The sequence below is a fragment of the Streptomyces sp. NPDC001450 genome (assembly GCF_053597295.1).
The window spans coordinates 23314-48875 of the sequence record NZ_JBSFHY010000054.1 but is presented as its reverse complement, the minus strand read 5'-3'; the positions used below and the strand labels follow the sequence as shown (position 1 = coordinate 48875).

At 71.3% G+C, this 25562-nt stretch carries 10 protein-coding genes; 4 read left to right on the top strand and 6 right to left on the bottom strand.

Annotation, left to right across the window (positions count from 1 at the left end; translation table 11 throughout):
- From ACWC5O_RS40080 to ACWC5O_RS40065, 4 genes are all read right to left on the bottom strand, one after another.
- Positions 1-921, bottom strand: a 921-nt coding sequence (locus ACWC5O_RS40080; protein ID WP_450781198.1) for a hypothetical protein, incomplete at its 3' end; no start/stop codon positions are given.
- 49 nt (positions 922-970) lie between these two features.
- The gene (locus tag ACWC5O_RS40075; protein WP_450592155.1) at positions 971-2182 is read right to left on the bottom strand and encodes a cytochrome P450; all 1212 of its coding nucleotides are present in this window, start codon (positions 2180-2182) and stop codon (positions 971-973) included.
- 35 nt (positions 2183-2217) lie between these two features.
- Entirely contained in the window at positions 2218-2430 is a 213-nt protein-coding gene (locus ACWC5O_RS40070) for an MbtH family protein (RefSeq protein ID WP_358662044.1), read from the bottom strand.
- 9 nt (positions 2431-2439) lie between these two features.
- Positions 2440-18768 carry an amino acid adenylation domain-containing protein gene (locus tag ACWC5O_RS40065; RefSeq protein WP_450592157.1) on the bottom strand — a complete coding sequence of 5443 codons (16329 nt, stop codon included), beginning with the start codon at positions 18766-18768 and terminating at the stop codon, positions 2440-2442.
- Positions 18769-19176: 408 nt separating this feature from the next.
- Between ACWC5O_RS40065 and ACWC5O_RS40060 the strand changes: the two genes are divergently transcribed.
- Entirely contained in the window at positions 19177-19923 is a 747-nt protein-coding gene (locus tag ACWC5O_RS40060; protein WP_450592158.1) for an AfsR/SARP family transcriptional regulator, read from the top strand.
- Between the two features lie 34 nt (positions 19924-19957).
- Here ACWC5O_RS40060 and ACWC5O_RS40055 read toward each other — a convergent pair whose 3' ends face one another.
- On the bottom strand, positions 19958-21262 hold the full coding sequence (locus ACWC5O_RS40055; protein ID WP_450781196.1) for an activator-dependent family glycosyltransferase: 1305 nt from the start codon (positions 21260-21262) through the stop codon (positions 19958-19960).
- 221 nt (positions 21263-21483) lie between these two features.
- Between ACWC5O_RS40055 and rfbA the strand changes: the two genes are divergently transcribed.
- Positions 21484-22392, top strand: a complete 909-nt coding sequence (gene rfbA, locus ACWC5O_RS40050; protein ID WP_450591780.1) for a glucose-1-phosphate thymidylyltransferase RfbA — start codon at positions 21484-21486, stop codon at positions 22390-22392.
- The gene (rfbB, locus tag ACWC5O_RS40045) at positions 22389-23369 is read left to right on the top strand and encodes a dTDP-glucose 4,6-dehydratase (RefSeq protein WP_450591778.1); all 981 of its coding nucleotides are present in this window, start codon (positions 22389-22391) and stop codon (positions 23367-23369) included. Before rfbA ends, rfbB begins: the two co-directional genes overlap by 4 nt.
- A gap of 96 nt (positions 23370-23465) precedes the next feature.
- On the opposite strand, the gene ACWC5O_RS40040 is transcribed toward rfbB, so the two are convergent.
- Positions 23466-24011, bottom strand: coding sequence for an LmbU family transcriptional regulator (locus ACWC5O_RS40040; RefSeq protein ID WP_450591776.1), 546 nt, complete (start codon positions 24009-24011; stop codon positions 23466-23468).
- Between the two features lie 606 nt (positions 24012-24617).
- Here ACWC5O_RS40040 and ACWC5O_RS40035 point away from each other — a divergent pair.
- Positions 24618-25403, top strand: coding sequence for a thioesterase II family protein (locus ACWC5O_RS40035; protein ID WP_450591775.1), 786 nt, complete (start codon positions 24618-24620; stop codon positions 25401-25403).
- The last annotated feature ends 159 nt before the right edge of the window (positions 25404-25562 follow it).

The following is a 25562-nucleotide window of genomic DNA, read 5'->3' as shown; positions in this document are numbered from 1 at the left end:
CACCCGCTCCAGCTCCCGCTGGAACCGCTCGGGCAGCGTCACCACCAGCTCGATGTCCACATCGGCCAGCGCGTCCAGCATCCCCTGCATCTGTTGCAGGGAGGTCGCGGCCGTTGCCGGGTCCGTCGCCAGGCTGAGGCCGAAGGTGGCGAGCACCCGCCGCCTGCCGGGGTCGCGCCGGGCCCAGTCGGGCACGACCGACGGCCCGTTGTAGGGAACGTAACGCAACGGCAGATGCGGCAACGGCGATTCCAGCCGCATCGACCCGACCATCTGCTCGATCACGAACTGCCCCGTGACCATCTCCTCACCGAACTCGCCCCCGAACTTCCGCGCCCACTGGCCCAGCCAGTCCGCCAACGGGTCCTCGCGAGCCTCGGGCCGCTGCTCCTGACGCACCCGCAGGAAGTGCCGGCGGGCCCGGTCCTCGACGGCCAGTTCGGTGCGCATGCGCCCGTGCGGGGCGCCGATCGCCGTGGCCGCGACCGCGCCCGCGTGACTGAGCCAGTCCCACAGCACCAGATCCGGCTGCCACCAACGGCAGTACTCCACCAGCTCCTCGACCATCGCGTCGTTGGAGGCCCGTGTGGTGGCGGCCAGGAACCGGCTGCCCCACCGCAGGCGCTCCCAGGTGAGCACCTCTTCGCGGTCCTCGCACACGTCGACGAGGAGGTCGTTCTGCTCGCCGTGGGCTTCGACGAGCTTGTGGTAGAGCTCTCCTTGCTCGCGTTCCACTCTCTCGAAGACGGGCTCGTCGGGGCCGACGGGCACGGCCGGCAGCCCCGATGCGGTGACGGCGTCGGTCAGCTGTGGGCCGCTCGCGACGCGGACCTCGTGCCCCGCCGCCTGCAGCGCCCAGGCCAGCGGCACCATGTGCTGCAAGTGGGTTCGCCAGGGAAAGACTACGAACAGGACGCGCATGGCGCTTTCTCCTTCGGAGTGACCTCGTCACGAGGTCGCCGGCGTGAGCTCACGCGGTGATCAGTTCGAGCTTCGACACCGCCAACAGGTCGTCGAGACCCAGGAATTCGGGCCGCTCGTCCGGGTCCGCCCGCAAGTCGGGGTAGCGGTCCAGGAGGATCCGCAGGCAGACGCTGCTCTCCAGGCGGGCGAGCGGCGCGCCGATGCAGAAGTGGATTCCGCGGCCGAACCCGAGGTGCGGATTGGGGTCGCGGCCGGGGTCGAACTCGTCGGGCCGCGCGAACACCCGCTCGTCCCGGCTGCCGGCGCCGAGCCAGAGCCGCACGAGGCTCTTCTTGGGTATTTTGACGCCGGCCAGCTCGGTGTCCTCGGCCGTCGCACGGACGGAGGCCGCGAGCGGGCCGAGGAACCGCAGGGTTTCCTCGACGGCTCCCGGGATCAGGTCCTGGTTCGCCCGCAGCCGGGCGAACTGCTCCGGGTGGGCGTCCAGACACAGCAGCAGGTTGGCGATCGTCGCGCTGGTGGTGAGATGTCCTGCGACCAGCAGCTCCCTGGAGAAGTTCACCACCTGGGTGTCGCTGAGGCGTTCGCCGTCGACCTCCGCCTCGACCAGCTTGGTGAGCAGATCCTCGCGCGGCGTGGTGCGCCGGTCGGCGGCGTGGGCGCGCAAGTACTCCATCAGCTCGGGCACTTGGCCCATGGCGGCCGCGACGTCGGCGTCGTCGCGGCGCGTGCCCGCGCCGTCCTTGACCGCGTCCTCGACGTTCACTTCTCCCGCGGCGGAGAGGATGGTGTCCACCCAGTGCTTGAAGAGGTCCCGGTCGCTGCGCGGCACGCCGAGCATGTCGGCTATCACCATCACCGGCATCGGGTAGGCCAGGTCCCCGACCAGTTCCAGGCGCCCGTTGCCCGCCGCGTCGTCGAGGAGCTGACCGGTGACGTCGGCGATCCCCTGTTCGAGGCCGGCCACCAGCTTGGGGGTGAACGCACGGCTGACGATCTTGCGCAGTTTCGTGTGCTGGGGCGGGTCGGCCGCGCTCAGCGCGCCCTCGCTGTGGGCCTCGCCCTCGGGCGCCCCGAACAGCAGGGCTTCCACGTTGGACGAGTACGTCCGCGGGTCGCCGTAGGCCTCCAGGATCTCGGCGTGACCGTAGACATGGACCACTCCGCTGTCGTCGACCGTGACGGGCTGCTGGGGTCTGCGCCCCCACATCCAGAAGAACGCCGGGTTCACTCCCCAGCGGTCGGCCAGCTGCGTCATTTCCATCCTTCTTTCGTTCGGTACGGGCGCGGGTCCTACTCGCCCATGGCCAGGCGCAGGCTCTTGGGCCGCAGGTCGGTCCAGTTCTCCTCGATGTGGGCCAGGCACTTCGGCCGGTCCTCGGGGCCGAAGGCGATCCGCCAGCCGTCGGGGACGTGCGCGAACGACGGCCACAGGGAGTGCTGTTCCTCGTCGTTCACCAGGACGTAGAACGTGCCGTTCTCGTCGTCGAAGGGGTTCGTGGTCACGCGGACTCCTCAGTCACGGAGGTGGCGGTTGACGATGGTGCAGATCTCGGCCGCGGCCTTCGGTTCGGTCAGACCGAAGTGCGTGGCGTCGATGTCGAAGGTGTGCAGTTCGCCGTCGACGTACGGCTCCCAGAGGCCGGGCCGTACTTCGGGGCTCTGTGTCGCGCTGAAGAACAGCACGCTGCCGCGGTAGGTGGGCGGAGTGAACTCCGCGACCATCCTGGAGTGTTCGACGATCACCGTGGCGCCGTTGTCGACGATGGTGCGGCGGTCGTCGTCGCCGACGTCGCCCGGCAGGTAGTCGTCCAGGAAGTCGCGCGCCTCGGACCGGGTGAGGTGGGTGTCCGCCAGCTGTCCGAACCCGCTGCTCGGTACGGCGTCGAGGAGCGCCACCAAGGACACCTCGTGGCCGTGCCGCTGGAGTTCGGCTCCGACGGCGTGGGCCAGGGCGCCGCCCAGCGAATGCCCGGCCAGCTGGTACGGGCCTTGCGGCTGCACGGCGAGGACCTGCTCCGTGTAGTCGGTGACCATGGCGGCGAAGTCGGCCGGCAGCGGCGCGCCGTCGAAGCCGCGCGCCTGGATGCCGTACACCGGGCGGTCCCCGACCTGGGTGGCCAGCCCCAGGTAGGACCAGCACAGGCCGAATCCGGGGTGGAAGAGCCACAACGGTGTGCCGCTGCCGCCGGTCCGCAGCGGCAGCAGGGTGTCGAAGGGGCCGCCGTCGTGGGAGTCCTGGAGGCCTCCGGTGAGGTGCTCCACCAGTTCGGCGACGGTCGGCGCCTGGAACACCGTGCGGATCGGGACCTCCGCGCTCAGCACCGTGCGAATCCGGCTGATGAGCCGGGTGGCGAGGAGCGAGTGGCCGCCCAGGGCGAAGAAGTCGTCGTCGATGCCGACCCGTTCCACTCCGAGCACCTGCGCGAACACCCCGGCCAGCAGCTCCTCCTGGGCGTTGCGGGGCGCGCGGTAGGCGGTGGGGCTGAGGAACTCGGGCACGGGCAGCCGGCTGCGCTCGACCTTTCCGGTCACGGACAGCGGCAGCCGCTCCATGACCACGACCGCTGAGGGCACCATGTGTTCCGGCAGCCGTTGCCCGGCGAAGGAGCGCAAGGTGTCCGGGTCGGGCCGCTCGCCCTCGGTGAACGTGACGTAGGCGACGAGGTGCCTGCCGATGCCCGGTTGGTCCCTGGTGATCACGACGGCCTGCGCGACCTGCGGGTGGTCGGCGAGCACCGCCTCGACCTCGCCGAGTTCGATCCGGAAACCGCGGACCTTGACCTGGTTGTCGACGCGGCCCCGGAACAGCAGGCGGCCCTGCGGCGTCCAGGCCGCCAGGTCGCCGGTGCGGTACATCCGCTCGCCCGGCTCGCCGAAGGGGCAGGCCACGAAGCGCTCCGCGGTGAGGCCGTGGCGGTCCAGGTAGCCGCGGGCCAGCCGGTCGCCTGCGACGTACAGGTCGCCGACGACCCCCACCGGCGCCGGCCGCAGCGCCGCGTCCAGCACATACAGGCGGGTGTTGTCCATGGGGCGCCCGATCGGTACGGCCTCGCCGAGGTCGTCCGGGCCGGTGATGACGTGCATGGTGGTGGCCGCGGTGGTCTCGGTCGGGCCGTACCCGTTGACGATGGTCAGGTCGGCGCATGCGTCAAGGACCCGTTCCAGGGCGGCCGGGGTCACCACGTCTCCGACCGTCCACACCTCGCGGGCGCCGCGGAACGCCTCGGGGGCCTCGTCGGCGAAGGCCATGAACTGGCCTGCGGGCATGATGAGTCCGGTGACCCCCTGTTCGGCGATCGCGCGTGTGAGGCCGGCCGGGTCCAGTCGGCCGGACGGGAGGATGACGACGGCGCCTCCGCGCAGCAGGGCGGCCCACAGTTCGTAGGTGAAGGTGTCGAACGCCTGGGTGTGGTGCATGAGAACGCGCTCCAGGCGGCTGTCGTCGTAGCTGCGGTCCGCCAGCAGGACCGCCAGCGCCCGGTGGGAGACGCCCACCGCCTTGGGCCGACCCGTGGAGCCGGAGGTGTAGACCACGTAGCAGAGCTGGTCCAGGTGCGTGCCCGAGTCCGCCCCCAGCGGCTGTGCCGGGGCCGCCGCGATCTCCTGGGCGGCCCGGGGCTCATCGATGACCAGGACCGGGCGGTCGCTCTCGGGCAGCGCGGCGGAGGTCCGCGTATCGGTCACCACGAGGGCCGGTCGTGCGTCGCTGAGCATGAAGGCGATCCGTTCGGCCGGGTAGGCCGGGTCGACGGGCAGATACACGCCGCCCGCCTTCGCGATGGCCAGCACGGCGACGATGTACTCCGGTGAGCGCGGCAGGGCGAGCCCGACCGGTGACTCCTGGCCCACACCGCGCGCCGCCAGCACCCGCGCGAGCCGGTTGGCCCGCTCGTCGAGCTCCCGGTAGCTGAGGGTGGTGTCGCCGCACACCACGGCGTCCGCGTCGGGGCGGCCGGCGGCCCGCTGCTCGAACCATGCGGCCACGGTGTCCCCGGGGCCGTCGACGGCGGTGTCGTTGAATGCGCTCAGTACGAGTTCACGCTCGGCCGGTGCCAGGGGGTCGATCCCGCTCACCGGGGTGGCGGGGTCCGCCGCGATGGCGTCGAGGATCCGCGTCAGGCGGTGCGCGAGGCGCTGCACGGTCGCCGGGTCGAAGGCGTGGTCACGGTGGCCCAGCATCAGCTGGAGATCCGGGTCGGCGGTGGCGAACAGGGCGAGCGGGTAGTGCACCGCCGCTTCCCAGTCCATTCCGGTGATCGCGAAGCCGGCCGCGCTCAGTGTCTCGCCGAGGCCGTCCCCGTCGGCCGGGTAGGACTCGAAGACCACCACCGAGTCGAAGAGCACGGGCCGGTCGACGGCCCGGTGGATCTCGGCGAGGCCGAGGTGGTGGTGGTCCATCAGCGCGGCCTGCCGCTCCTGGAGGTCGAGCAGCAGCTCGGCCGCGCTCTGTTCGGCGCTCGTGCGCACCCGGACCGGGAGGGTGTTGATGAACAGGCCCACCATCTCGTCCATGCCCGCCACCTGCGGCGGGCGGCCCGAGACCGTGGCGCCGAACACCACGTCCTGGCGGCCCGTGTGGCTCGCGATGAGCAGGGCCCAGGCGCCCTGCACCAGGCTGTTGAGGGTGATGCCGAGTTCGGCGGCGCGCCGCGTCAGGCGGCGCGCCGTGTCGCGGTCCAGCTCGACCGGTGTCCTGCGGTGGGCGCCTCCTTCTTGCTGCTGGCTGCGGGGGGCCACCAGCGTCGGCTCGTCGAGCCCGGCCAGCTCGGTGCGCCACGCCTGTGCCGCGCTCTCCTTGTCCTGGTGCGACAGCCAGTCGAGGAAGTCGCGGTAGGGGCGCACCCGGTTCAGCGGTCCGGCATCCCCGAAGGTGGCGTACAGGTCCAGCAGGCTCTTGAGCACGAGCGACGACGACCAGCCGTCGTACACGATGTGATGGACCGTCATCACCAGCTCGTGGTGCTCGGCCGCCCGCTGCACGAAGGTCAGGCGCAGCAGGGGCGGGGCGGCCGGGTCGAAGGGGGTGGCCCGGTCGCGCTCTTGCAGATCGCGCAGTTTCTCCTCCTGCTCCCGCTCGGGAAGGCCGCTCCAGTCCAGGGCCTGCCAGGGGAGTTCGACGCGGTCGAGGAGCACTTGGACGGGTTCGCCGGCGGCGGTGCTCACGAACGCGGTGCGCAGGCTGTCGTAGCGGTCGAGCAGAGCCTGTCCCGCCGCCCTCATCCGCGCCGGGTCCACCCGTCCGGTCAGGTGGAAGACCAGCTGCACCTGGTAGGCGTCGAACTCGGCGCCGTCCAGCTGGCTCTGGTACAGCAGACCGGACTGCAGCGAGGTCAGCGGCCATACGTCGGCCACGCCCGGGTAGCGCTCCTCCCACACGTCCAGGTCTCGCTGGCGCACCCGGACCAGCGGTACGTCCGACGGCGTCAGGCCGCCCGCCTGCGGTGCGGCGGCGTGCCGGGCCAGGCCTTCCAGGGCCGTGCGCCACAGGTCCGCGAGCTCGCGCACCGCTTCCTGGGACAGCACACCCGTGGCGAAGGCGAAGTCGGCGGTCAGCCGCGGGCCCTGCGCGGTCTCGGCGCAGAAGGCGGTGATGTCCACCGCGGCCAGGGCCGGTGCGTTCGGCTGGGGCGCGAGGCCGTCCAGGTCGCCGGACATCGTCCAGGCCGTGCCGCCCTTGGCCGGCGCGGACGCGGCCGTGCCGAGCCGGCCGAGGTAGTTGAAGGCGACCTGCCCGTCGCCGTACTCCTTGAGGATCTGGGCGGTCTTCGGGTTGAGGTGGCGCAGCAGGCCGTAGCCGATGCCCTTGTCCGGGATGGCGCGGAGCTGCTCCTTGACCGCCTTCACGGCGTATCCGGCGGTGCGGCCACCCGCGACGGCGTCCGCCACGTCGATGCCCCCGATGTCGAGGCGGACGGGATAGATGCTGGTGAACCAGCCGATGGTGCGGGTGAGGTCGGCGCCGGGCACGGCGCCTTCCTCGCGGCCGTGTCCTTCGAGGCGGATCAGTGCCGCGCGTTCGTCGGTCCCGCGTGCCCGGTGCCATCCGGCCAGGGCCAGTGCGAGGGCGGTGAGCAGGCCGTCGTCGACGCCGCTGTGGAAGGCGGCGGGCAGGGTGGTCAGGAGCGCTTCGGTGGTCCCCTGGTCCAGGGTGACCCGCACCGTGTCCACGGTCGCGCGCACGTCGAGGTCGGGGTCCAGCGGCCGGGCGCCGAGCGGCGGCTCGGGCTGGTCCAGAACGTTTCGCCAGTAGTCGAGTTCGGCGACCCGCTCGGGTGTCCCGGCCGCCTGCACCAGACCGTACGACCAGCTGCGCAGCGGGGTGGGCACCGCGGCCAGTCGTGGCGCTCGGCCCTGTCGCACGGCGTCCCAGGCCTGGGCGAGGTCGGACAGCAGGATGTGCCAGGAGACCCCGTCGGTCACCAGGTGGTGCAGGACGATGATCAGCCGCCCGGCGGTGTCCGGGCCCGCGTCGCACCAGATGAACCGGGCCATCCGGCCTGCTGCCGCGTCCAGTTCACGGGCGGCGGCGGCGACCTCCGCCCGGGTCTGCTGCCGCCAGGCGGGGTCGGACCAGTCGCCGGCGCAGGGCCTGCGGCGCAGGAGCGACGCCACGTCGACGGTGCCGGGCGCGGCCGCGTCCAGGCCCTGCTCGCCGGCGCGGACGTGCAGGCGGGACCGCAGCATGTCGTGGTGGTCGACGACCGCGGCGAGGGTGGCGACCAGTCCGGTCTCGTCGATGCCCGTCGGCAGCTCCACCGCGGTCGACATCGTGAATCCGTCGTGGTGTCCGACGTGTTCGCGTATCTGCCGCATCACGGGAAGCAGCGGCATCCAGCCGAGTCCGCCTCCGGTGGGCTCGCGGCGGCCGGCGTCCGGCTGCCCGCCGGCGGTGGCGGCCTCGGCGAGGGCGGCCACGGTCCGGTGCTTGAACATCAGCCGCGGCGTGATCACCACGCCCTGCTCGCGGGCCCGGGAGACGACCTGGATGGAGCGGATGCTGTCGCCGCCGACCACGAAGAAGTCGTCGTCGACGCCGACGCGGTCCCGCCCCAGGATCTCGGCGAAGATCGCGGCGAGTGTCCTCTCCGCCTCGGTCCGGGGGGCCCGGTAGGTGCTCGCAGCCGTGGTCGGCGGTGCGGGCAGGGCGGCCTTGTCGAGCTTGCCGTTGGCGGTCAGCGGCACGCTGTCGAGCAGCAGGAACACCGCGGGCACCATGAACTCCGGCAGCCTCTCGGACAGGAAGGCGCGCAGGTCGTCGGCGTCCGGGCCGCGGCTGCCCCGCGGGGCGGGCACCGCGTATCCCACCAGGCGCTGCCGGTCGTCCTCGTCCCGGTGGACGGTCACCACGGCCTGTCCGACGCCCGGGTGCTGTTCCATGGCCGCGGTGATCTCGCCGGGCTCGATGCGCAGCCCGTTGATCTTGACCTGGTCGTCGCTGCGGCCGAGATAGTCGAGCTGCCCGTCCGCGGCCTGGCGCACGATGTCGCCGGTGCGGTACATGCGTGTTCCGGCGGGTCCGAACGGGTCGGCGACGAAGCGTTCGGCGGTGAGGTCGGGGCGGTTCAGGTAGCCCCGGGCCAGGCTGGGGCCCGCGATGTACAGCTCGCCGGGGACGCCCGGTTCGACGGGGGCGAGCCGCTCGTCGAGGATCCGCAGCCGGTTGCCGTCCACCGCGGTGCCGATGGGGGTGCGGCCGGTGCCCAGGGGGGCGCTGACCGCACCGCACACGGTGGTCTCGGCGGGACCGTAGGCGTTGACGAACCGGCGTCCCGGCGCCCAGGCGGCGGCCAGCGCCGGCGGGCACGCCTCGCCGCCGACGGTGACGGTGCGCAGCCCGGTCAGGGTGCCGGGCGCGCCTGCGGGGAGCGCGGCGAGCACGCTGGGCGGCAGCATGACGTGGGTGATGGCGAGTTCGGCCAGGTTGCGGGCCAGGTCCTCGCCGACGAGGCGCTGTTCACGCGGGACCACCAGGGTGGCGCCGATCGTGAGGGTTTGTACGTACTCCCAGACGGCGGCGTCGAAGCTGGGCGCCGCCACCTGGATGACACGGGAGTGCGGGCTCAGCGCGAGGCGGTCCTGGGTGGTGCGGCTGAGGGCCGCGATACCGGCGTGGGTGACGACGACGCCCTTGGGCCGTCCGGTCGAGCCGGAGGTGAAGATGAGGTACGCGGGATGTCCCGGGGCCGGCGCGACGTCCGGGTCCGTGGCCGGGCCGTCCTGCCAGGCCTGGATCACGTCGGGGGCGTCGACGGCCACCGCCTCGGTGCCCGGGCACGCGGGCAGTTGCCTCGCGATGCCTGTCGTGGTCAGCAGGACGGCGGGGGCGGCGTCGTCGAGCATGAACCGGATGCGATCGGACGGGTAGTCGGGGTCGATGGGCACATAGGCCGCACCCGCCTTGAAGATGCCCACCACCACGGCGACCTGGTCGGCGCCGCGCGGCATGGCGACGGCGACCGCCTGCTCGGGGCCGATGCCCCGCGCGATCAGCCAGTGCGCGATCCGGTTCGCCCGCTCGTCGAGTTCCCGGTACGACCACACCCGGCCGTCGAACTCCACCGCCGGTGCCTGGGGGGCCCGCAGCAGCTGTTCCCTGAACAGTTCGGGGAAGGTGACCGCCGCCACCTCGCTTCCGGTCCGCCGCTCGCCCGTGAGCAGCGTGCCGCGCTCCTCGGCGGTGGGCTCGCCCGCCCCGCCGATGCGCTGTGCGGGGTCCTGCACGGCGGCGGCGAGCAGCCGTTCCCAGCGGGCGATGACCATCTCGATCGTCGAGGCGTCGAAGAGCTCCGTGGAGTACTCGACGGCGATGTGGATGCCGTCCGGCGCGGTGCGGTCGCCGTACCTCTCGGTCAGGCTCAGCGTCACGTCGTAGCGGGAGGTTCCCGTGCCCGCGCCCTCGCTCGTGACCCGCACACCGGGCAGCTCGAAGTCGGCGTCCTCGGTGTTCTGCAGGATCAGGGCGACCTGGAAGAGCGGGTTGACCGATGCCGAGCGCCGCGGGTTGAGCTTTTCCACCAGGGCCTCGAAGGGGATGTCCTGGTGGGTGTACGCGGCCAGGCTCGTCCGGCGCGTCCGGTCGAGCAGTTCGGCGAAGGTCGGGTCGCCGGAGGTGTCGATGCGCATGACCTGCACATTGACGAAGAGGCCGATCAGGTCGTTCAGGCTCTGGTCGATACGGCCCGCGATGCCGCTGCCGAGCGCGATGTCGGTGCCTGCGCCGAGCCTGGTGAACAGGGCGGCCATGGTCGCCTGGAGCACCATGAACGGGGTGGTGCCGGTGGCGCGGGCGAGCGAGACGATGCCCGCGTGAAGTGTCGCGTCCAGCGTGAACTCGAGCAGGTCGCCGCTGCGGTCGAGTTCGGCGGGGCGCGGCCGGTCCGTCGGGAAGGTCACGGTCTCGGGCAGTCCCGCCAACTGCCGGGACCAGTAGCGGCACTGCCTGCTGAACAGGCTGTCCGGGTCGTCGTCGCCGCCCAGGAGCTCTCGCTGCCACAGGGCGTAGTGCGCGTACTGCAGCGGCAGCGGCGCCCACCGGGGGGCCTCGCCCCGGGCGCGGGCCTCGTAGGCGGTGGCCAGGTCCTTGGCGAGGGGGGTCGCGGACCACCCGTCGGCCGCGATGTGGTGGATCACGAGGACCAGGGTGAACGCGTCCGGGCCGGTGCCGAACAGCGCGGCCTTGACCGGAATCTCGGAGGCGATGTCGAAGGGGTGGCGGGCGACCGCGACGATGGCCTCGGCCAGCTCGTCCTCGCCGGCGACCGGGCGTACGGGCAGGGCGATGCGGGCTTCCTGCGGCCCGAGGATGTGCTGGTGGGGCCGTCCGTCGACCTCACGGTAGACGGTGCGCAGGATCTCGTGCCTGGTCACGAGGTCGTTGACCGTCTCCTCCAGGGCGCGCACGTTCAGATCGCCGCTCAGCCGCAGGACGATCGGCATGTTGTAGGTGGCCGCGCGGCCCTCGAACTTGTGCAGGAACCACAGCCGTTGCTGGGAGAAGGAGAGCGGGATCCGCTCGGGCAGCTGCGCGGGGGGCGCCAGCGGCGCGCGGGCCGCCCCGGCTCGGTCCAGATACGGGACGAGTTCGGCCACGGTCGGGGCGGTGAAGAGGTGACGCAGCTCGATCTCGGCGCGCAGCACCGACCGGATGCGGTTGACGAGCTTGATCGCCATGATCGAGTGGCCGCCGAGCGCGAAGAAGTCGTCGTCGACGCCCACCCGGTCGACATGCAGGACCTCCGCGAACAGCTCGCACAGCAGCTCCTCTTGAGGAGTGCGCGGTTCGCCGCCCGCGGCGGCCGCGGCGAAGTGCGGTGCGGGCAGCGCCTTTCGGTCCAGCTTGCCGTTGGCGGTCAGCGGGACCTCGTCGAGGGTGACGACGGCGGCGGGCACCAGGTGGGCGGGCAGCCGCCGGCGCAGATGGCCGCGCAGGGTGCCGGCCAGGTCCGTGCCGTCGGCGCGGGGGGCGGCGGGCACGACGTAGGCGACGAGCTGCCGGTCGCCCTCCTCGGCTGTGTCGCGGGCGATGACCACGGCCTGTGCGACATCGGGATGGGTGGCCAACGCGCGCTCGATCTCGGCGGGTTCGACGCGGACACCGCGGATCTTGACCTGGTTGTCGTCGCGGCCGATGTACTCGAGTTGTCCGTCGGCCGTCCAGCGGGCCAGGTCTCCGGTGCGGTACATCCGCGCGCCCGCGGGGCCGTGGAGGTCGGCGACGAAGCGCTCGGCGGTCAGGGCGGGCCGGTTCGCGTAGCCGCGCGCGATGTCCCCGGCGACGTACAACTCGCCTGTCACGCCGGGCGGGACCGGTGCGAGGCCGGGGCCGAGGACGTAGGTGCGCAGGTTTCCGATCGGCGTGCCGATCGGGACGCTGCCGGTGTCCCGGCGGGGCTGCTGCGCCGCGACGTCGAACGTCGTGGCGTAGAACGACTCGGTCTGCCCGTAGGCGTTGACGACGCGTACGCCGGGTCGCTCGCGCCGGATGGCGTCGACCAGCCCGGTCGGCAGTTTCTCCCCTGCGAAGACCAGGGTGGCCTGGTCCGGGAGGGCGGGTGTCCGGCCGCCCAGCGCGGCGAAGACGGAGGGGACCGTGCTGATCACGTTCGCCGTCATCGTCTCGCGCTCGGCGAGCACGAGGGCGTTGCCCGCGACCTCGACGCGGCCGCCGCGGACCAGCGTGGTGACGATCTCGAAGACGGACACGTCGAAGTTGATCGAGGCGCCCGCGAGCATGCGGGTGTCCGCGTCCACTCCCACCCGCTCGGCGAGCCGCGTGACCCCGTTGACGACGTTGGCGTGGCTGACCACCACGGCCTTGGGGACGCCCGTGGAGCCGGAGGTGAACATCACGTAGGCGGCGTGCTGCGGTCGCAGTCCCGTCGCCCGCCCCGTGACCGGCCCTTCGGCGGCGAGGTCCACGTCGTCGAGGAGCAGGACCGGGACATCGGTGATGCCCGGCAGCCCGCCGGCGGCGGCGGACCGGGTGAGCAGCAGGTGCGGCCGGACGACGCCCAGCATGTGCTCCACCCGGGAACCGGGGTGCTCCGGGTCGATGGGCAGATACGCGCCGCCGGCCTTCCAGATGCCGAGCAGGGTGGTGACGAGGTCGGCCGAGCGGGGCATCGCCAGGGCGACGACGGTCTCCGGGCCGACCCCCCGGGCGGCCAGTGCGCTCGCGAGGCGATCGGCGCGGGCGTTCAGCTCCGCGTAGGTCAGCGTGACGTCGCCGCAGGTGACCGCGGGCCGGTCCGGTGTCCGCGCGGCCTGCCGCTCGAACAGGTCGGGAACGGTCGCGTCGGGTGTCTCGGCGGCGGTCCGGTTGACGTCGACGAGGACGCGGTCGCGCTCGGCGGGCTCCAGCAGGTCCACGCTGCTGAACGGCAGTTCCGGGTCCTCGGCGAGGCGGGCGAGGACCCGGCCCAGGCGCCGGGCGATGACAGCGGCCTGCTCCGGCGCCACGAGGTGGTGCTGGTACTGGAGGGCGAGGGTCAGATGCGGCTCGGCGGCGGCCATCACGACCAGCGGGTAGTGGGTGCTGCTGAGCGGGCTCAGCCCGGTCACCCGGATTCCGGCGGCCGCGTAGGCGTCGTCCAGTGCCGCGCTGTCGATGGGGTACGACTCGTAGACCACCAGGGTGTCGAAGAGCGTGCGCACACCGGTGAGCCGGTGCGTCTCCAGGAGGCCGAAGTGGTGGTGGTCCAGGAGCGCGCTCTGGCGTTCCTGGAGGCCGGTGAGGAGGGTGCGCAGGGAGTCGCCGGGGGCGCAGTCCATGCGGACCGCGAGGGTGTTGATGAAGGTGCCGACCATCTCGGACACGCCCTCGACCTGCGGCGGGCGCCCCGAGACCGTGGCGCCGAAGGTCACGTCGCGCTGTCCGGTCAGGCCGGACAGGAGCATGCCCCACGCTCCTTGGACCAGCGTGTTGAGCGTCAGGCCCAGTTCACCGGCGCGGCTGAAGAGCCGGGCGGACTGCTCCGGGGTGAGCGGCACGTCCAGCTGGCCGACTCCGGCGGATTCGCCCGGCCCGGCGGGGGCGTCGGGTACCAGCAGCGTGGGCTCTTCGACGCCGTGCAGCTCCCGCTCCCAGGCACGGGCCGTCGCCGTGTGGTCCTGGTGCGAGAGCCAGGTCAGGAAGTCGCGGTAGGCGGGCGCCCGGCCCAGTCCCGAGGCGTCGCCGTGCGAGCGGTACAGGCGCAGCAGGTCCAGCATCAGGAGGGGGACCGACCAGCCGTCGAAGAGGACGTGGTGGGCGGTGAGGACCAGGTCGAAGCGGTCGGCCGCCAGTTTGACGAGAGAGAGCCGCACCAGCGGCGCCCTGGCCGGGTCGAGGTGGTTGCTGTGCTCCTCGGCGAGGAAGCGCCTGCGGTGCTCCTCCCGCCGGGGTTCGGGCAGGTCGGTCAGGTCCAGCTCCTGCCAGGGCAGTTCGACGCCGTCCTGGACGATCTGGAACCGGTCGCCCGCGCTGTCCGTGACGAACGCGGTCCGCAGTGTGGGATGGCGGTCCAGCAGCGCCTGCCCGGCCGCTCTCATCCGCTGCGGTTCGACCTCGCCCGTCAGATGGAACGCGAACTGCATCTGGTAGACGTCGACGGCCGTGCCGGCGAGTTCCGTGTGGAAGAGCAGTCCGTCCTGCATCGCGGTGACGGGCCAGACGTCGGTCATGCCCGGGTACTGATCCTGCCAGCGGTCCAGCTCGTCCTGCCTCACCTCGACGAGGGGCACGTCCGAAGGCGTGAGGCCGCCCGCGTCCGGCTGCTCGGCGTGCCGGGCCACGCCCTCCAGGGCGGTCCGCCACAGGTCGGCGAGTTCCCGTACGTCCGCATCGGCCAGCAGCCCGGACGGGTAGTCCAGGTGCGCCTCCAGACGCGGGCCCTGGTCGGTGTCGACGACATGGGCGTTGACGGACAGCGGAGCGAGCGCGGACATGTCCCCGTCCAGCGCGGGCGTCAGCGTGACCGTGTCCTCGACCTGGGTGAAGCCCAGGCCGTGCAGGTCCTGGGGCATGTTGGCCGAACCCGTGTAGCGGCCCAGGTAGTTGAAGACGATCTGCCCGGATCCGTGGCGTTGCAGGACCGCCCCGGTCTCGGCGTTCAGATAGCGCAGCATGCCGTAGCCGATGCCCTTGTCCGGGACGGCGAGCAGCTGCTCCTTGACGGTCTTGACCGCCGCGCCCGTCGCCGTACCGCCCGCGAGTGCCTGGTCCAGGTCGATCCCGGACACATCGAGGCGGACGGGGTACATGCTGGTGAACCATCCCATCGTGCGGGAGAGGTCGGCGCCGGGGACGGCGTCCTCCTCGCGCCCGTGGCCCTCCAGGCGGACCAGTGTCGAGGGCTCGTCGACGCCGCGCCGCCTGCGCCAGACGGCGACGGCGAGGGCCAGCCCGGTCAGCAGGCCGTCGTGGACGCCGCCGCGGTAGGCGGCGGGCAGGGCGGTCAGCAGGGCCCGGGTGGTCTCGGCCGGCAGGTCGAGCCGGACCCGCTCGACCGTGGCGATGGTGTCGACGGCCGGGTCGAACGGCCGGGCGCCCAGGCTCGGGTCGGGTCCGCAGACCGTCCGGCGCCACAGTTCGAGCTCCGCCGCCCGCTCCCCCGTCGCGGCCTCGGCGAGCGCATGGGTCCAGCGGCGGACCGAGGTGCCGGTCCCGGGCAGCCGCGGCGTTTCGCCGTCGCGGATCTGCCGCCAGGCCGCGGCGAGGTCGGGCAGCAGGATGCGCCAGGACACGCCGTCGACGACGAGGTGGTGCAGCACCATGCTGAGGCGTCCCGGGGTGTCTGCGCCCGCGTCGAACCACACGAACTGCGCCATCACGCCGCGCGCGCTGTCCAACCGGTCCGCCGCGGCGTCGAGTTCGCTCTGGGCCCGCTGCCGCCAGGCGTCGTCCCAGGTGCCGTCGCTCGCCGCCCTGTGGACGAGCGGCCGCACGTCGGTGGTGCCGGGCGCGGCCACCTCCAGCCCCGCCGCCGGGCCGGCGGCCCGCCGGGAGCGCAGGATGTCGTGGTGGTCGAAGGCCGCTGTCAGCGTGCGCAGCAGGCCGTCCCGGTCCATTCCCACCGGCAGGTCCACCGTCATCGCCATGGTGAACCGGTCGGCGTTCCCGCCCAGTTCCTCCAGGTAGTGGCCGACGGGCGGCAGCGGCACGAAGCCGACGCCACCGCCCGGCAGTTCCTCCAGTTCGGGTTGCGTGCGGCCGCCGCTCGTGGCGACGCGCGCGAGTTCGGTCACGGTGCGGCACTCGAAGATCTGCCGGGGGGTGACCTCGATGCCCTGGGCCCTGGCCCGCGCGACGACCTGGATGGATCGGATGCTGTCTCCGCCCAGTGCGAAGAAGTCGTCGTCCACCCCGACCCGGTCCACACCGACCACGTCGGCGTAGACCCGGGCGAGTATCTCTTCGCCCGGCGTGCCGGGGGCCCGGTAGGCCGAGCCGGTGAACTGCGGTGCCGGCAGCGCCTTGCGGTCCAGCTTGCCGTTGGGGGCCAGCGGCAGCCGGTCCAGCATGACGAAGACCGACGGCACCATGAACTCGGGAAGCCTGGCGGACACGAACGTGCGCAGGTCGCGAGGCGAGACGGTGGCCGTGAGGTCGATGTCGAGGTCGCCCAGGCTCGCCACCGCCGACGGCCCCGGCTCCCGTCCGGCGGTCGACACCACGTAGCCCACCAGGTGGTCACGGCCTTCGTGCCGGCAGGTGGTCACCAGGGCCTGGGCCACCGCGGGGTGCGCGGTCAGCGCGGTCTCCACCTCGCCCGGCTCGATGCGGAAGCCGCGCACCTTGACCTGCTCGTCGGCACGGCCGACGCACTCCAGTTGGCCGTCGGCGCCCCAGCGGGCGAGATCGCCGGTGCGGTACATGCGGGCGCCGGCCGGGCCGAAGGGGTCGGCCGTGAACCGTTCCGCGGTGAGCCGGGCCCTGCCGAGGTATCCGCGGGCCACGTTTCCCGCGACGTACAGCTCCCCGACGACGCCCGGGGGGAGCGGCTGGAGGCCGGGGCCGAGAACGTACGCGCCCATGTTGGCCAGCGGGACGCCGATGGGTGCGGTGGCCGCCGGAGCCGCCCAGGTCTCGTCGGCGGTGAAGGCGGTGGCGTAGAACGACTCCGTCTGGCCGTAGGCGTTGATCACCCGCACGCCCGGAATGGCGTCCTGGACCCGCTTGACCAGCGCTGCGGGCAGGGCCTCGCCGGCGAAGACCACCGTCTCGGCCCTGATCGTCTCCCCTGTCTGGTCGAGGAGTTCGGCGAAGACCGAGGGAACCGTGCTGATGACGCCGCCGGACCAGCCGCCCCGTTCGCCGATGACGAGGAGGTCGCGGACCACCTCCAGGACGCTGCCCTTGGCCAGGGTGGTCACGGTTTCGAAGACGGACACGTCGAAGTTGACCGACGTACCGGCGAGAACGCGGGTGCCCGCGCCGATGCCGACGATGTCGGCCAGCCGCAGCACACCGTTGACGACATCCCGGTGGGTGATGACCACGCCCTTCGGGGTGCCGGTCGACCCCGAGGTGTACATCACGTACGCGGCGTGCGCGGGCAGGCCGGCGGCCGGTTGCACCGCGGGGCCGGCCGCGTCGAAGTCCACCTCGTCGACGCACAGGCGGGGGATGTCCGCCGCCGGCAGCGCCTTCGCGTGGGCGGTGTCGGTCAGCACCAGGTCCGGGCCCGCGTCGGACAGGATGTGGCCCAGGCGTGCTCCGGGGTAGCGGGGGTCGATCGGCAGGTAGGCGGCGCCGGCCTTCCAGATCGCGAGCATGGCCACGATCAGGGCGGCCGAGCGCGGCAGTGCCAGACCCACCAGGCGCTCCGGCCCGATCCCGCGGGCGGTCAGCTCCCGTGCCAGGCGCCCGGCCCGCGCGTCGAGCTCGGCGTAGCTGAGCTGCTGCTCGCCGTCGACCACGGCTGTCGCGTCCGGGGTCGCCGTCACCTGACGCTCGATCAGCGCGGCGACGGTCAGCTCGGGGGTGTCGGCGGCCGTGCCCTCGACGGCGCGCAGGGCCGTCTTCCGTTCGCCGTCCGTCAGCACGTCCGCCAGCGCGACGGCACGGGACGGCTCGTCGAGCAGATCGCCGACCAGGCGCACCAGGCGGTCCAAGAATCCCTGCGCCGTGCTCCGGTCGAAGTGGTCCGTCGCGTATTCGAGATAGATGGACAGGCCCGGTGTGCCGGGCTCGTTGAAGAAGCTGAACTCCAGGTCGAACTTGGCCAACGACGTCCACAGGGGGGCGATGCGCGCCCGCACGCCGCCCGGCAGGGCGAACTCCAGGCGGGCGCCGGTCGACCAGGTGAACATCACCTGGAACAGCGGGTGGTAGGCGCTGGAGCGCTCCGGGTTGAGGGCCTCCACGACGCGCTCGAACGGCGCGTCCTGGTTGTCGTACGCCGTCAGTGCCTTGTGCCGCACCTGTGCGAGGAGCCGGTCGAAGGTCGGTCGGCCCGACAGATCGGTGCGCAGCACCCAGGTGTTGGCGAAGAAGCCCACCAGGTCGGCCAGATCCGGGTCCTGGCGGCCGGCGACGGTGGACCCGAGCGCGATGTCCTCGCCCGCGCCCAGCTGGTGCAGCAGTACGGCGAGGGCGGCCTGGAACACCATCGGCACCGACGACCCGGTGCGCCTGGCCGCTTCCTCCGCCCTGGACAGCAGCTCCTGGCCGACGGTGCCTGCCACGACATCGCCGCGACGGCTCGGCAGCGGGCCCCGCGGCCGGTCCATGGGCAGCCGGGTCGGCTGCGGCAGGCCCGCCAACGCGCCGCGCCAGTAGTTGAGTTGGGTGGCCAGGACGCTGTCGGGGTCGTTCTCGTCGCCCAGCAGTTCGCGCTGCCAGAGGGTGTAGTCGGCGTACTGGACGGCCAGTTCGGGCCAGTCCGGGGCGCGGCCCTCGACCTGTGCGGTGTAGGCGGCGGTCAGGTCCCGGACGAGCGGGGCGATGGACTCGCCGTCGCAGGCCATGTGGTGGATCAGCAACAGCAGATGGTGTTCCTCGGCGCCCGTCCGGAAGAGGACCGCGCGTACCGGGATCTGTTCGAACGGTGTGATGGTGACCGCGGAGGCCTTGCGCACCGCTTCGTCCAGCTCGTCCGCGGCGACGTCGATCAGCTCGATGTCCAGCCGTACGTCCTCGGCCGGCACCACCTGTTGGGCGGGGACGCCGTCGGTGCTCTCCACGATCAGGGTCCGCAGACTCTCGTGGCGCGCCACCACGGCGCGCACGGCGGCGGTGAGTGCCGCGGTGTCGACCCCTCCCGTGAGCCGGATGAGGAACGGCACGGTGTATATCGCCGACGGCCCCTCGATCCTGTCGATGAACCACAGGCGCCGCTGCGCGAAAGACAAGGGGATCATCACTCAGCACTCCTGTTTGTCCTGTCCACGGGCATGATCGATGAGCATGATCGATTCACCACTGATTGCGCATGCGAACATCTTTTGCGGCTGCTCGGATCCGGCACGGCCTGGGGCGGTTCAATCCTCCGCCGCGGCCGCTTCGGCGGAAATCGCCGGCACTCGTTTGCGACCCAATGGAACACACATTAGGTAACCACGTCGACCTAATAACGTGTCAACCGTGGCCGGGCTGGCCGCTGGAGGGCGAAGATGTCCCGCCAACAGGACACCGAAGTCCGGGTTTCCGTTGACTCACCGCCCGGGGATGTGAGGTATGTTCGGCACATCTCCAGCACATTCCGCCGCACCGCCTTCCACTAACCTTTGTACTCCTTTCACCGTTTCAAAAAAATAGGAGTTCACAGCATGCGGCTTGATATCTTAGGGCCGGTCCGTGTCGCTAACGGGAATTCCGTCGAGGTAATAGGGGCGCAGAAGGTCGAGATTCTGCTCGCGACTCTTGCCATCCGCTCCGGCCAGGTGGTCAGCGTCGACCAGCTCATCACCGAGATCTGGGGCGACGAACCACCGCGCAGCGCCATCGGGAGCCTGTACGTCTACGTCTCCCAGGTGCGGAAACTTCTCCGCAGACCCGGGGCGGCGGCGAGCCCCGTCGTCACCAACCCTTCCGGGTACATGCTGACGCTGGGGCCGGGCGAACTCGACCTCCACGACCTGACCCGCCTGGTGAAAGAAGCCCGGGTCCAGCTCAGGAACGGCGCGCACGAGGACGCGGTCCGCAGCTTCGAAGAGGCGCTCGCACTGTGCCGGGGGCCGCTGCCCACCGCGGCGCGCGGCCCCATCCTGCAAGGTTTCCAGGCGTGGTTCGACGAGATCCAACTGGAGTGCAGGGAAGGCCAGATGGAGGCGCGGATGGCTCTCGGGCACCACCGCGAGCTCGTCAGTGACCTCTATCTCCTCAGCACCGAGCACCCGCTGCGCGAGGTGTTCCACCGGCAGCTCATGCTGGCGCTCCATCGCAGCGACTGCCGGGGCGACGCCCTGCTCGCCTACCATCACGCCTGCCGGACCCTGCGGGAACAGCTGGGCGTCGAACCCGGTCCCGCGCTGAAGGACATCCAGCGTTCGATCCTGATGGACAACGGCCGCTGAGGGGCTGTCACCCGCGGCATTTGCGGGGCACCCGTCAGCGCGAACCGGAGCGGGCCACGATCTGTTCCAGGTCGCGGACGACGTCGGCGGGCGAGGGCTGGGCCGCCAGTTCCTCGCCGAGCCGTGCGGCGGCCTCCTTGAACGACGGCTCCTCCAGCAGCCGCACCAACTGTTCCCGCACCCGGCTGCCGTCCATGTCTTCCGGAGCATCCCCCCGGATCCACAGGCCGGCCCCGGACCGCTCCAGCCGCGGGCCGCGCTCGCCGATGTCGGGGACGGCGCGGCCGATCACCAGCTGCGGCACCCCGTGCGCGATCGCCTCCAGGAAGCCGGGCACACCGCCGTGGTGGATCACGGCCGAGCACGACGGGACGACGGCGTGCATGGGGACGAACTCCACCAGCCTGACATTGCCGGGCACCCGCTCCAGCTCCCGCTGGAACCGCTCGGGCAGCGTCACCACCAGCTCGATGTCCACATCGGCCAGCGCGTCCAGCATCCCCTGCATCTGTTCCAGAGGAACGGCCTGGTGCCTGTCCGCCTGCTCCAGGCTGAGGCCGAAGGTGGCGAGCACCCGCCGCCTGCCGGGGTCGCGCCGGGCCCAGTCGGGCACGACCGACGGCCCGTTGTAGGGAACGTAACGCAACGGCAGATGCGGCAACGGCGATGCCAGCCGCATCGACCCGACCATCTGCTCGATCACGAACTGCCCCGTGACCATCTCCTCACCGAACTCGCCCCCGAACTTCCGCGCCCACTGGCCCAGCCAGTCCGCCAACGGGTCCTCGCGAGCCTCGGGCCGCTGCTCCTGACGCACCCGCAGGAAGTGCCGGCGCATCCGGCCCACCACGTCGAGTTCGGTCAGCATGCGCCCGTGGGGGGCGCCGATCGCCGTGGCCGCGACCGCGCCCGCGTGACTGAGCCAGTCCCACAGCACCAGATCCGGCTGCCACCAACGGCAGTACTCCACCAGCTCCTCGACCATCGCGTCGTTCATGGCCGCCTGGGTCCGGTGCGTCATCCGGTACGCCCACCGCAGGCGCTCCCAGGTGAGCTCCTCCTCGCGGTTCTCCGACAGGTCGGTCAGCAGGTCGCCGCGCTCCGCGAGTTCCTGGACCTTCGCCAGCACCTCCGGGACCAGCAGCGCGTCGAGCTTGGCCATGACCGGCTCGTCGGAGCCGACGGGAACGGCCGGCAGCCCCGATGCGGTGACGGCGTCCGTCAGCTCCGGGCCGCTCGCGACGCGGACCTCGTGCCCCGCCGCCTGCAGCGCCCAGGCCAGCGGCACAAGCGCCTGGAAGTGCGACCGCCAGGGAATACAGGTGAACAGGATTCTCAAGCCGATCAGCTCCTTCAGAAACTCCGCCCCAGCCGGACGCAGCGACCCTCACCCGGCCACCTTGGGCCGGTCTTGGCCCGCTCTTGATGTCCCGGGTCCGGCGGCCCGCTCGAAATCCCCCGCGCTCGTCGTCGGCCCCGCTCCCCAAGACGCGCATTAGAACGGCTTAGGACGGGCCCCCGACGATGCGGAAACACCGATCACGAGGGGGCGTGGAGCGCATGAAGGGGATCATTCTGGCGGGCGGCAACGGCACCCGCCTGCAGCCCCTCACCTTCGCGAGTTCCAAACAACTCGCGCCGGTCTACGACAAGCCGATGATCTACTACCCGCTCTCCGTGCTCATGCTGGCGGGCATCCAGGACATCCTCATCATCACGCGTCCTGCCGACCTCCCCGCGTTCCAGGCACTTCTGGGCGACGGCCGGCAGCTGGGGCTGTCCCTCGACTACGCCACGCAGGACGAGCCGCGCGGCATCGCCGACGCCTTCCTCGTGGGGGAGAACCACATCCGCGGCGAGCAGTGCGCGCTGATCCTCGGCGACAATCTCTTCCACGGCGCCAACCTGCCCACCATGCTGCGGCGTACCGCGCTCAAGATGGGCGGCTGTGTGCTGTTCGGCCACGAGGTGGCCGACCCGGAGCGGTTCGGAGTCGCCGAGATCGACACGCAGGGCGAACTCGTCTCCATCGAGGAGAAGCCCCTCAACCCGCGCTCGAAGCTCGCCATCCCGGGGATCTACTTCTTCGACGCCCAGGTCACGGACATCGCCAGAGACCTGGAGCCGTCCCCCCGGGGCGAGCTGGAGATCACCGACTTGCTGCGCGTCTACCTGAAGATGGGCACCGCCGAACTGGTGTGGCTCGGCAGGGGCGTCACGTGGCTGGACACCGGCACTCACGAATCCCTGCTCGAAGCGGGCACTTTCGTGAGGGACACGCAGCGCCGGCAGGGCACCCGCCTCGGCTGCATCGAGGAGATCGCCATGCACATGGGATACATCGACCCGGACGACTGCCAAGCGCTGGGTGCGAGCATGGGCAACTCGCCCTACGGCGAGTACGTCATGGAGCGGGCGCGCCTGTGCAAGGCGGGCGTGCTGCCTCCGCTTCCTTCGGAGGGGCTGTGAATCTGCTGGTCACCGGCGCCGCCGGTTTCATCGGCTCCGCTTATGTACGGATGCTGCTCGCGGGCGACACCGCACAGCGCAGCGGGGTGTCCCAGGTCACGGTGCTGGACAGCCTGACCTACGCCGGGAGCCTGGACAATCTCGATCTCGGCGATCCCCGGCTGACGTTCGTCCGGGGCGACATCTGCGACGCCCCCCTCGTCGACAAGCTGATGCAACAGGCCGACCAGGTGGTGCACTTCGCCGCCGAGTCCCATGTGGACCGCTCGATCGCCTCCGCCGACGCTTTCGTGCGCACCAACGTCACGGGCACCCAGACCCTGCTCGACGCCGCGCTGCGGCACGGCGTCGACCGCTTCGTGCACGTGTCCACGGACGAGGTCTACGGCTCGGTGGAGAGCGGCTCCCGCACCGAGCAGGACCCCCTCGACCCCAACTCCCCCTACGCCGCCTCCAAGGCGGCCTCGGACCTTCTGGCCCTGTCGTACCACCGCACCCACGGCCTCGACGTGCGGGTCACCCGGTGCAGCAACAACTACGGGCCGCGGCAGTTCCCCGAGAAGATCATCCCGCTGTTCCTCACGACGCTGCTCGACGGTGGTGACGTCCCGCTGTACGGCGACGGGCTCAACCGGCGCGACTGGCTGCACGTCGAGGACCACTGCGCGGCCATCGAGCTGGTCCGCGCCGGCGGTGTCGCGGGCCGTGTCTACAACATCAGCGGCGGTATCGAGCTGAGCAACCGGGAACTGACCGCGCGGCTGCTCGCGGCAGTCGGCGCGACCTGGGCGCGCGTACGGCATGTACCGGACCGCAAGGGCCACGACAGGCGCTATGCGATCGACTGCACCAGGTTGCGGACCGAGTTGGGCTACAGTCCGCGGCACGACTTCGAGTCCGGGCTGGCCGAGACCTTCGCCTGGTATCGCGACAACCGGGACTGGTGGGAGCCCCTCAAGCGCCGGCAGCCCGCGTGAGAGCGCGCACCGGCGCCGGCCACGGGGCCGCTGGGCGGTCTGCCCGCATGACCGCACCTGCTGCCCGCGGACCCCGTGCCGACGCCGGTGCGGCGGCTACCCCGTCAGGATCTCCTCGGCCGCGCTGTCGAGCGTGACGAGCACCCACTCGTCGAGATCGATCCCCGCGTGCGATGCGGCACTGCGCCACCGCCGCATACGGCCGATCGGAACGGCGAGCCGCTGGGTCGGTTCGGTGCCCTGCCCCTCGTCGGCGATCTCGTCGTCCTGCGCAAGGCGTACCGCTTTGCGTAACTGCTTGGTGCTCCACTCGTGGGCCTCGCACTGGTCGAGCCAGTGCTCCTGCTCCGCTACCGACAGCGAGGCGACCTCGGCGTGGTGCTGAAAGCTGAGCGAGGCCCTGCGCCGGTCTATGGCGAAACGGCGGGAGACCCAGGCGTAGTTACGCAGCGTCTGATACCGGAGGCCGACAGCGCGAATCCCCCGCTCGTAACGATCGCAGTAGTGGTCCTTCCCGTATATCAGCCAGTCACCGAGCCACCAGGAAGACGAGTTCAGGATTCCGGAAAGCTTCCTTCCCGTGTTCTCCCAATTCTCGAAAGACAGACCGGAAGGGATTTGAAGGCCGACGTTCGTCGTCAACACCTGGCTGCGATGCGGGCTTTCAGCGGGAGCCCTATGATGCCCCACGTCCGTCTCGACACCATTCGGGCGATGTAATGGAGTTCTTTTCTCGGACCGTGCTGTAGCCACATTTCCCCCTGTAGGACGTGTTACGGGTCACGTGCGAGTCAGGTAAGTCCGTGTTGCACCAGAACGAACGATTCAACGCGGTCCAGCCTGGCGTGTCATCTTAATTCAATGCACAAATACATCCAAGGGTTGCCTTGCCATCGCCGGGCGCGGTTCCCGGGCAGGATCGGCCGCCACGGGCAGACACCACACGAGCCCCATCCGCATGACCTGCACCACCTTTCTTTACCCGTGGAACCGCGCCGGAGCGCCGCAGTTTCAGCAACGCGCAGACGGACCGTGTGGTTCCTCGACCGGGGGTCGGGACGGATCCTCCCCGCGCGATCCCGGGTTCGCGGAGGGAGTTTGCAGCCGCGCTCGGGGGCCTCTAGTGATTGTCTGGTCGCCAGGACAGGGCCGGCCCGGGGGCGCCGGGAGACCAAGTGCCTCTCGTTCACGTGACGTTGAGAACTGTGCAACGAGCCGAATGCATCGACGGAGAAGAAGGAGCACGCAGTGACGAGCACGCGCAGCCGCGGCGGCTGGATACGCCGGTACCACTCTCCGAGGGGGGATGCCCCGACGCTGGTCTGCTTCCCGCACGCGGGAGGTTCCGCCTCCGCGTACTTCGCCCTGTCGGCCGCCCTGTCCGAGGGAGCCGAGGTGCTGATCGTGCAGTACCCCGGACGGCAGGACCGCCTGGACGAGTCCGCCCTGAACGATCTGGGGGAGCTGGCGGACGGAGCCGTCGCGGCTCTGGCGCCTTGGTCGGACCGCGCGTTGACGTTGTTCGGGCACAGCATGGGGTCCGTCGTGGCCTATGAGGTCGCGCGACGGCTGGAGCGGGGACCGGGGCCCGGCCCGGCCGGGCTCATCGTCTCGGGCAACATGGCGCCGTCCGTCGAGCGGGACCAGGGCATCCATCTGATGGACGACGAACAGCTGATGGCGTGGATGTCGGAGCTCGCGGGCACGCCGCCGGCCGTGCTGGCGGACAAGGAGCTCCTGGCCACCGTGGTGCCCGCGCTGCGCGGCGACTTCACGGCGCTGGAGAGCTACCGCCACCCCGAAGGCAGCTCGGTCGCGTGCCCCATCAGCGGCTATGTGGGCGATCGCGATCCGCATGTACCGCAGGACGGCTTTCTGCGATGGGCCGAGCACACGACTGCGGAATTCACCGCGCAGATCTTCGAAGGCGGCCATTTCTACGTCGAAGACCAGGTGCGGAACGTGGCCCAGAGCATTCTGCGGGACGTGTCCGCTTTCGTGTCGCGGCGCGCGGTGCGCCACCCGCTCGTCTGAAAGCCCGGCCGCGCTCTTGGCCGGAACCGTCGCCTCCAGGGCGTCCGCCGCACCACCGAGCGGTGCCGCCACCGAACAAACGTAAGGACAAATCAGGCATTAGGGCCCATGTCGACCGCTGGGCGCCGGGGAACTCTCGACCGATCAAGACATATCTCG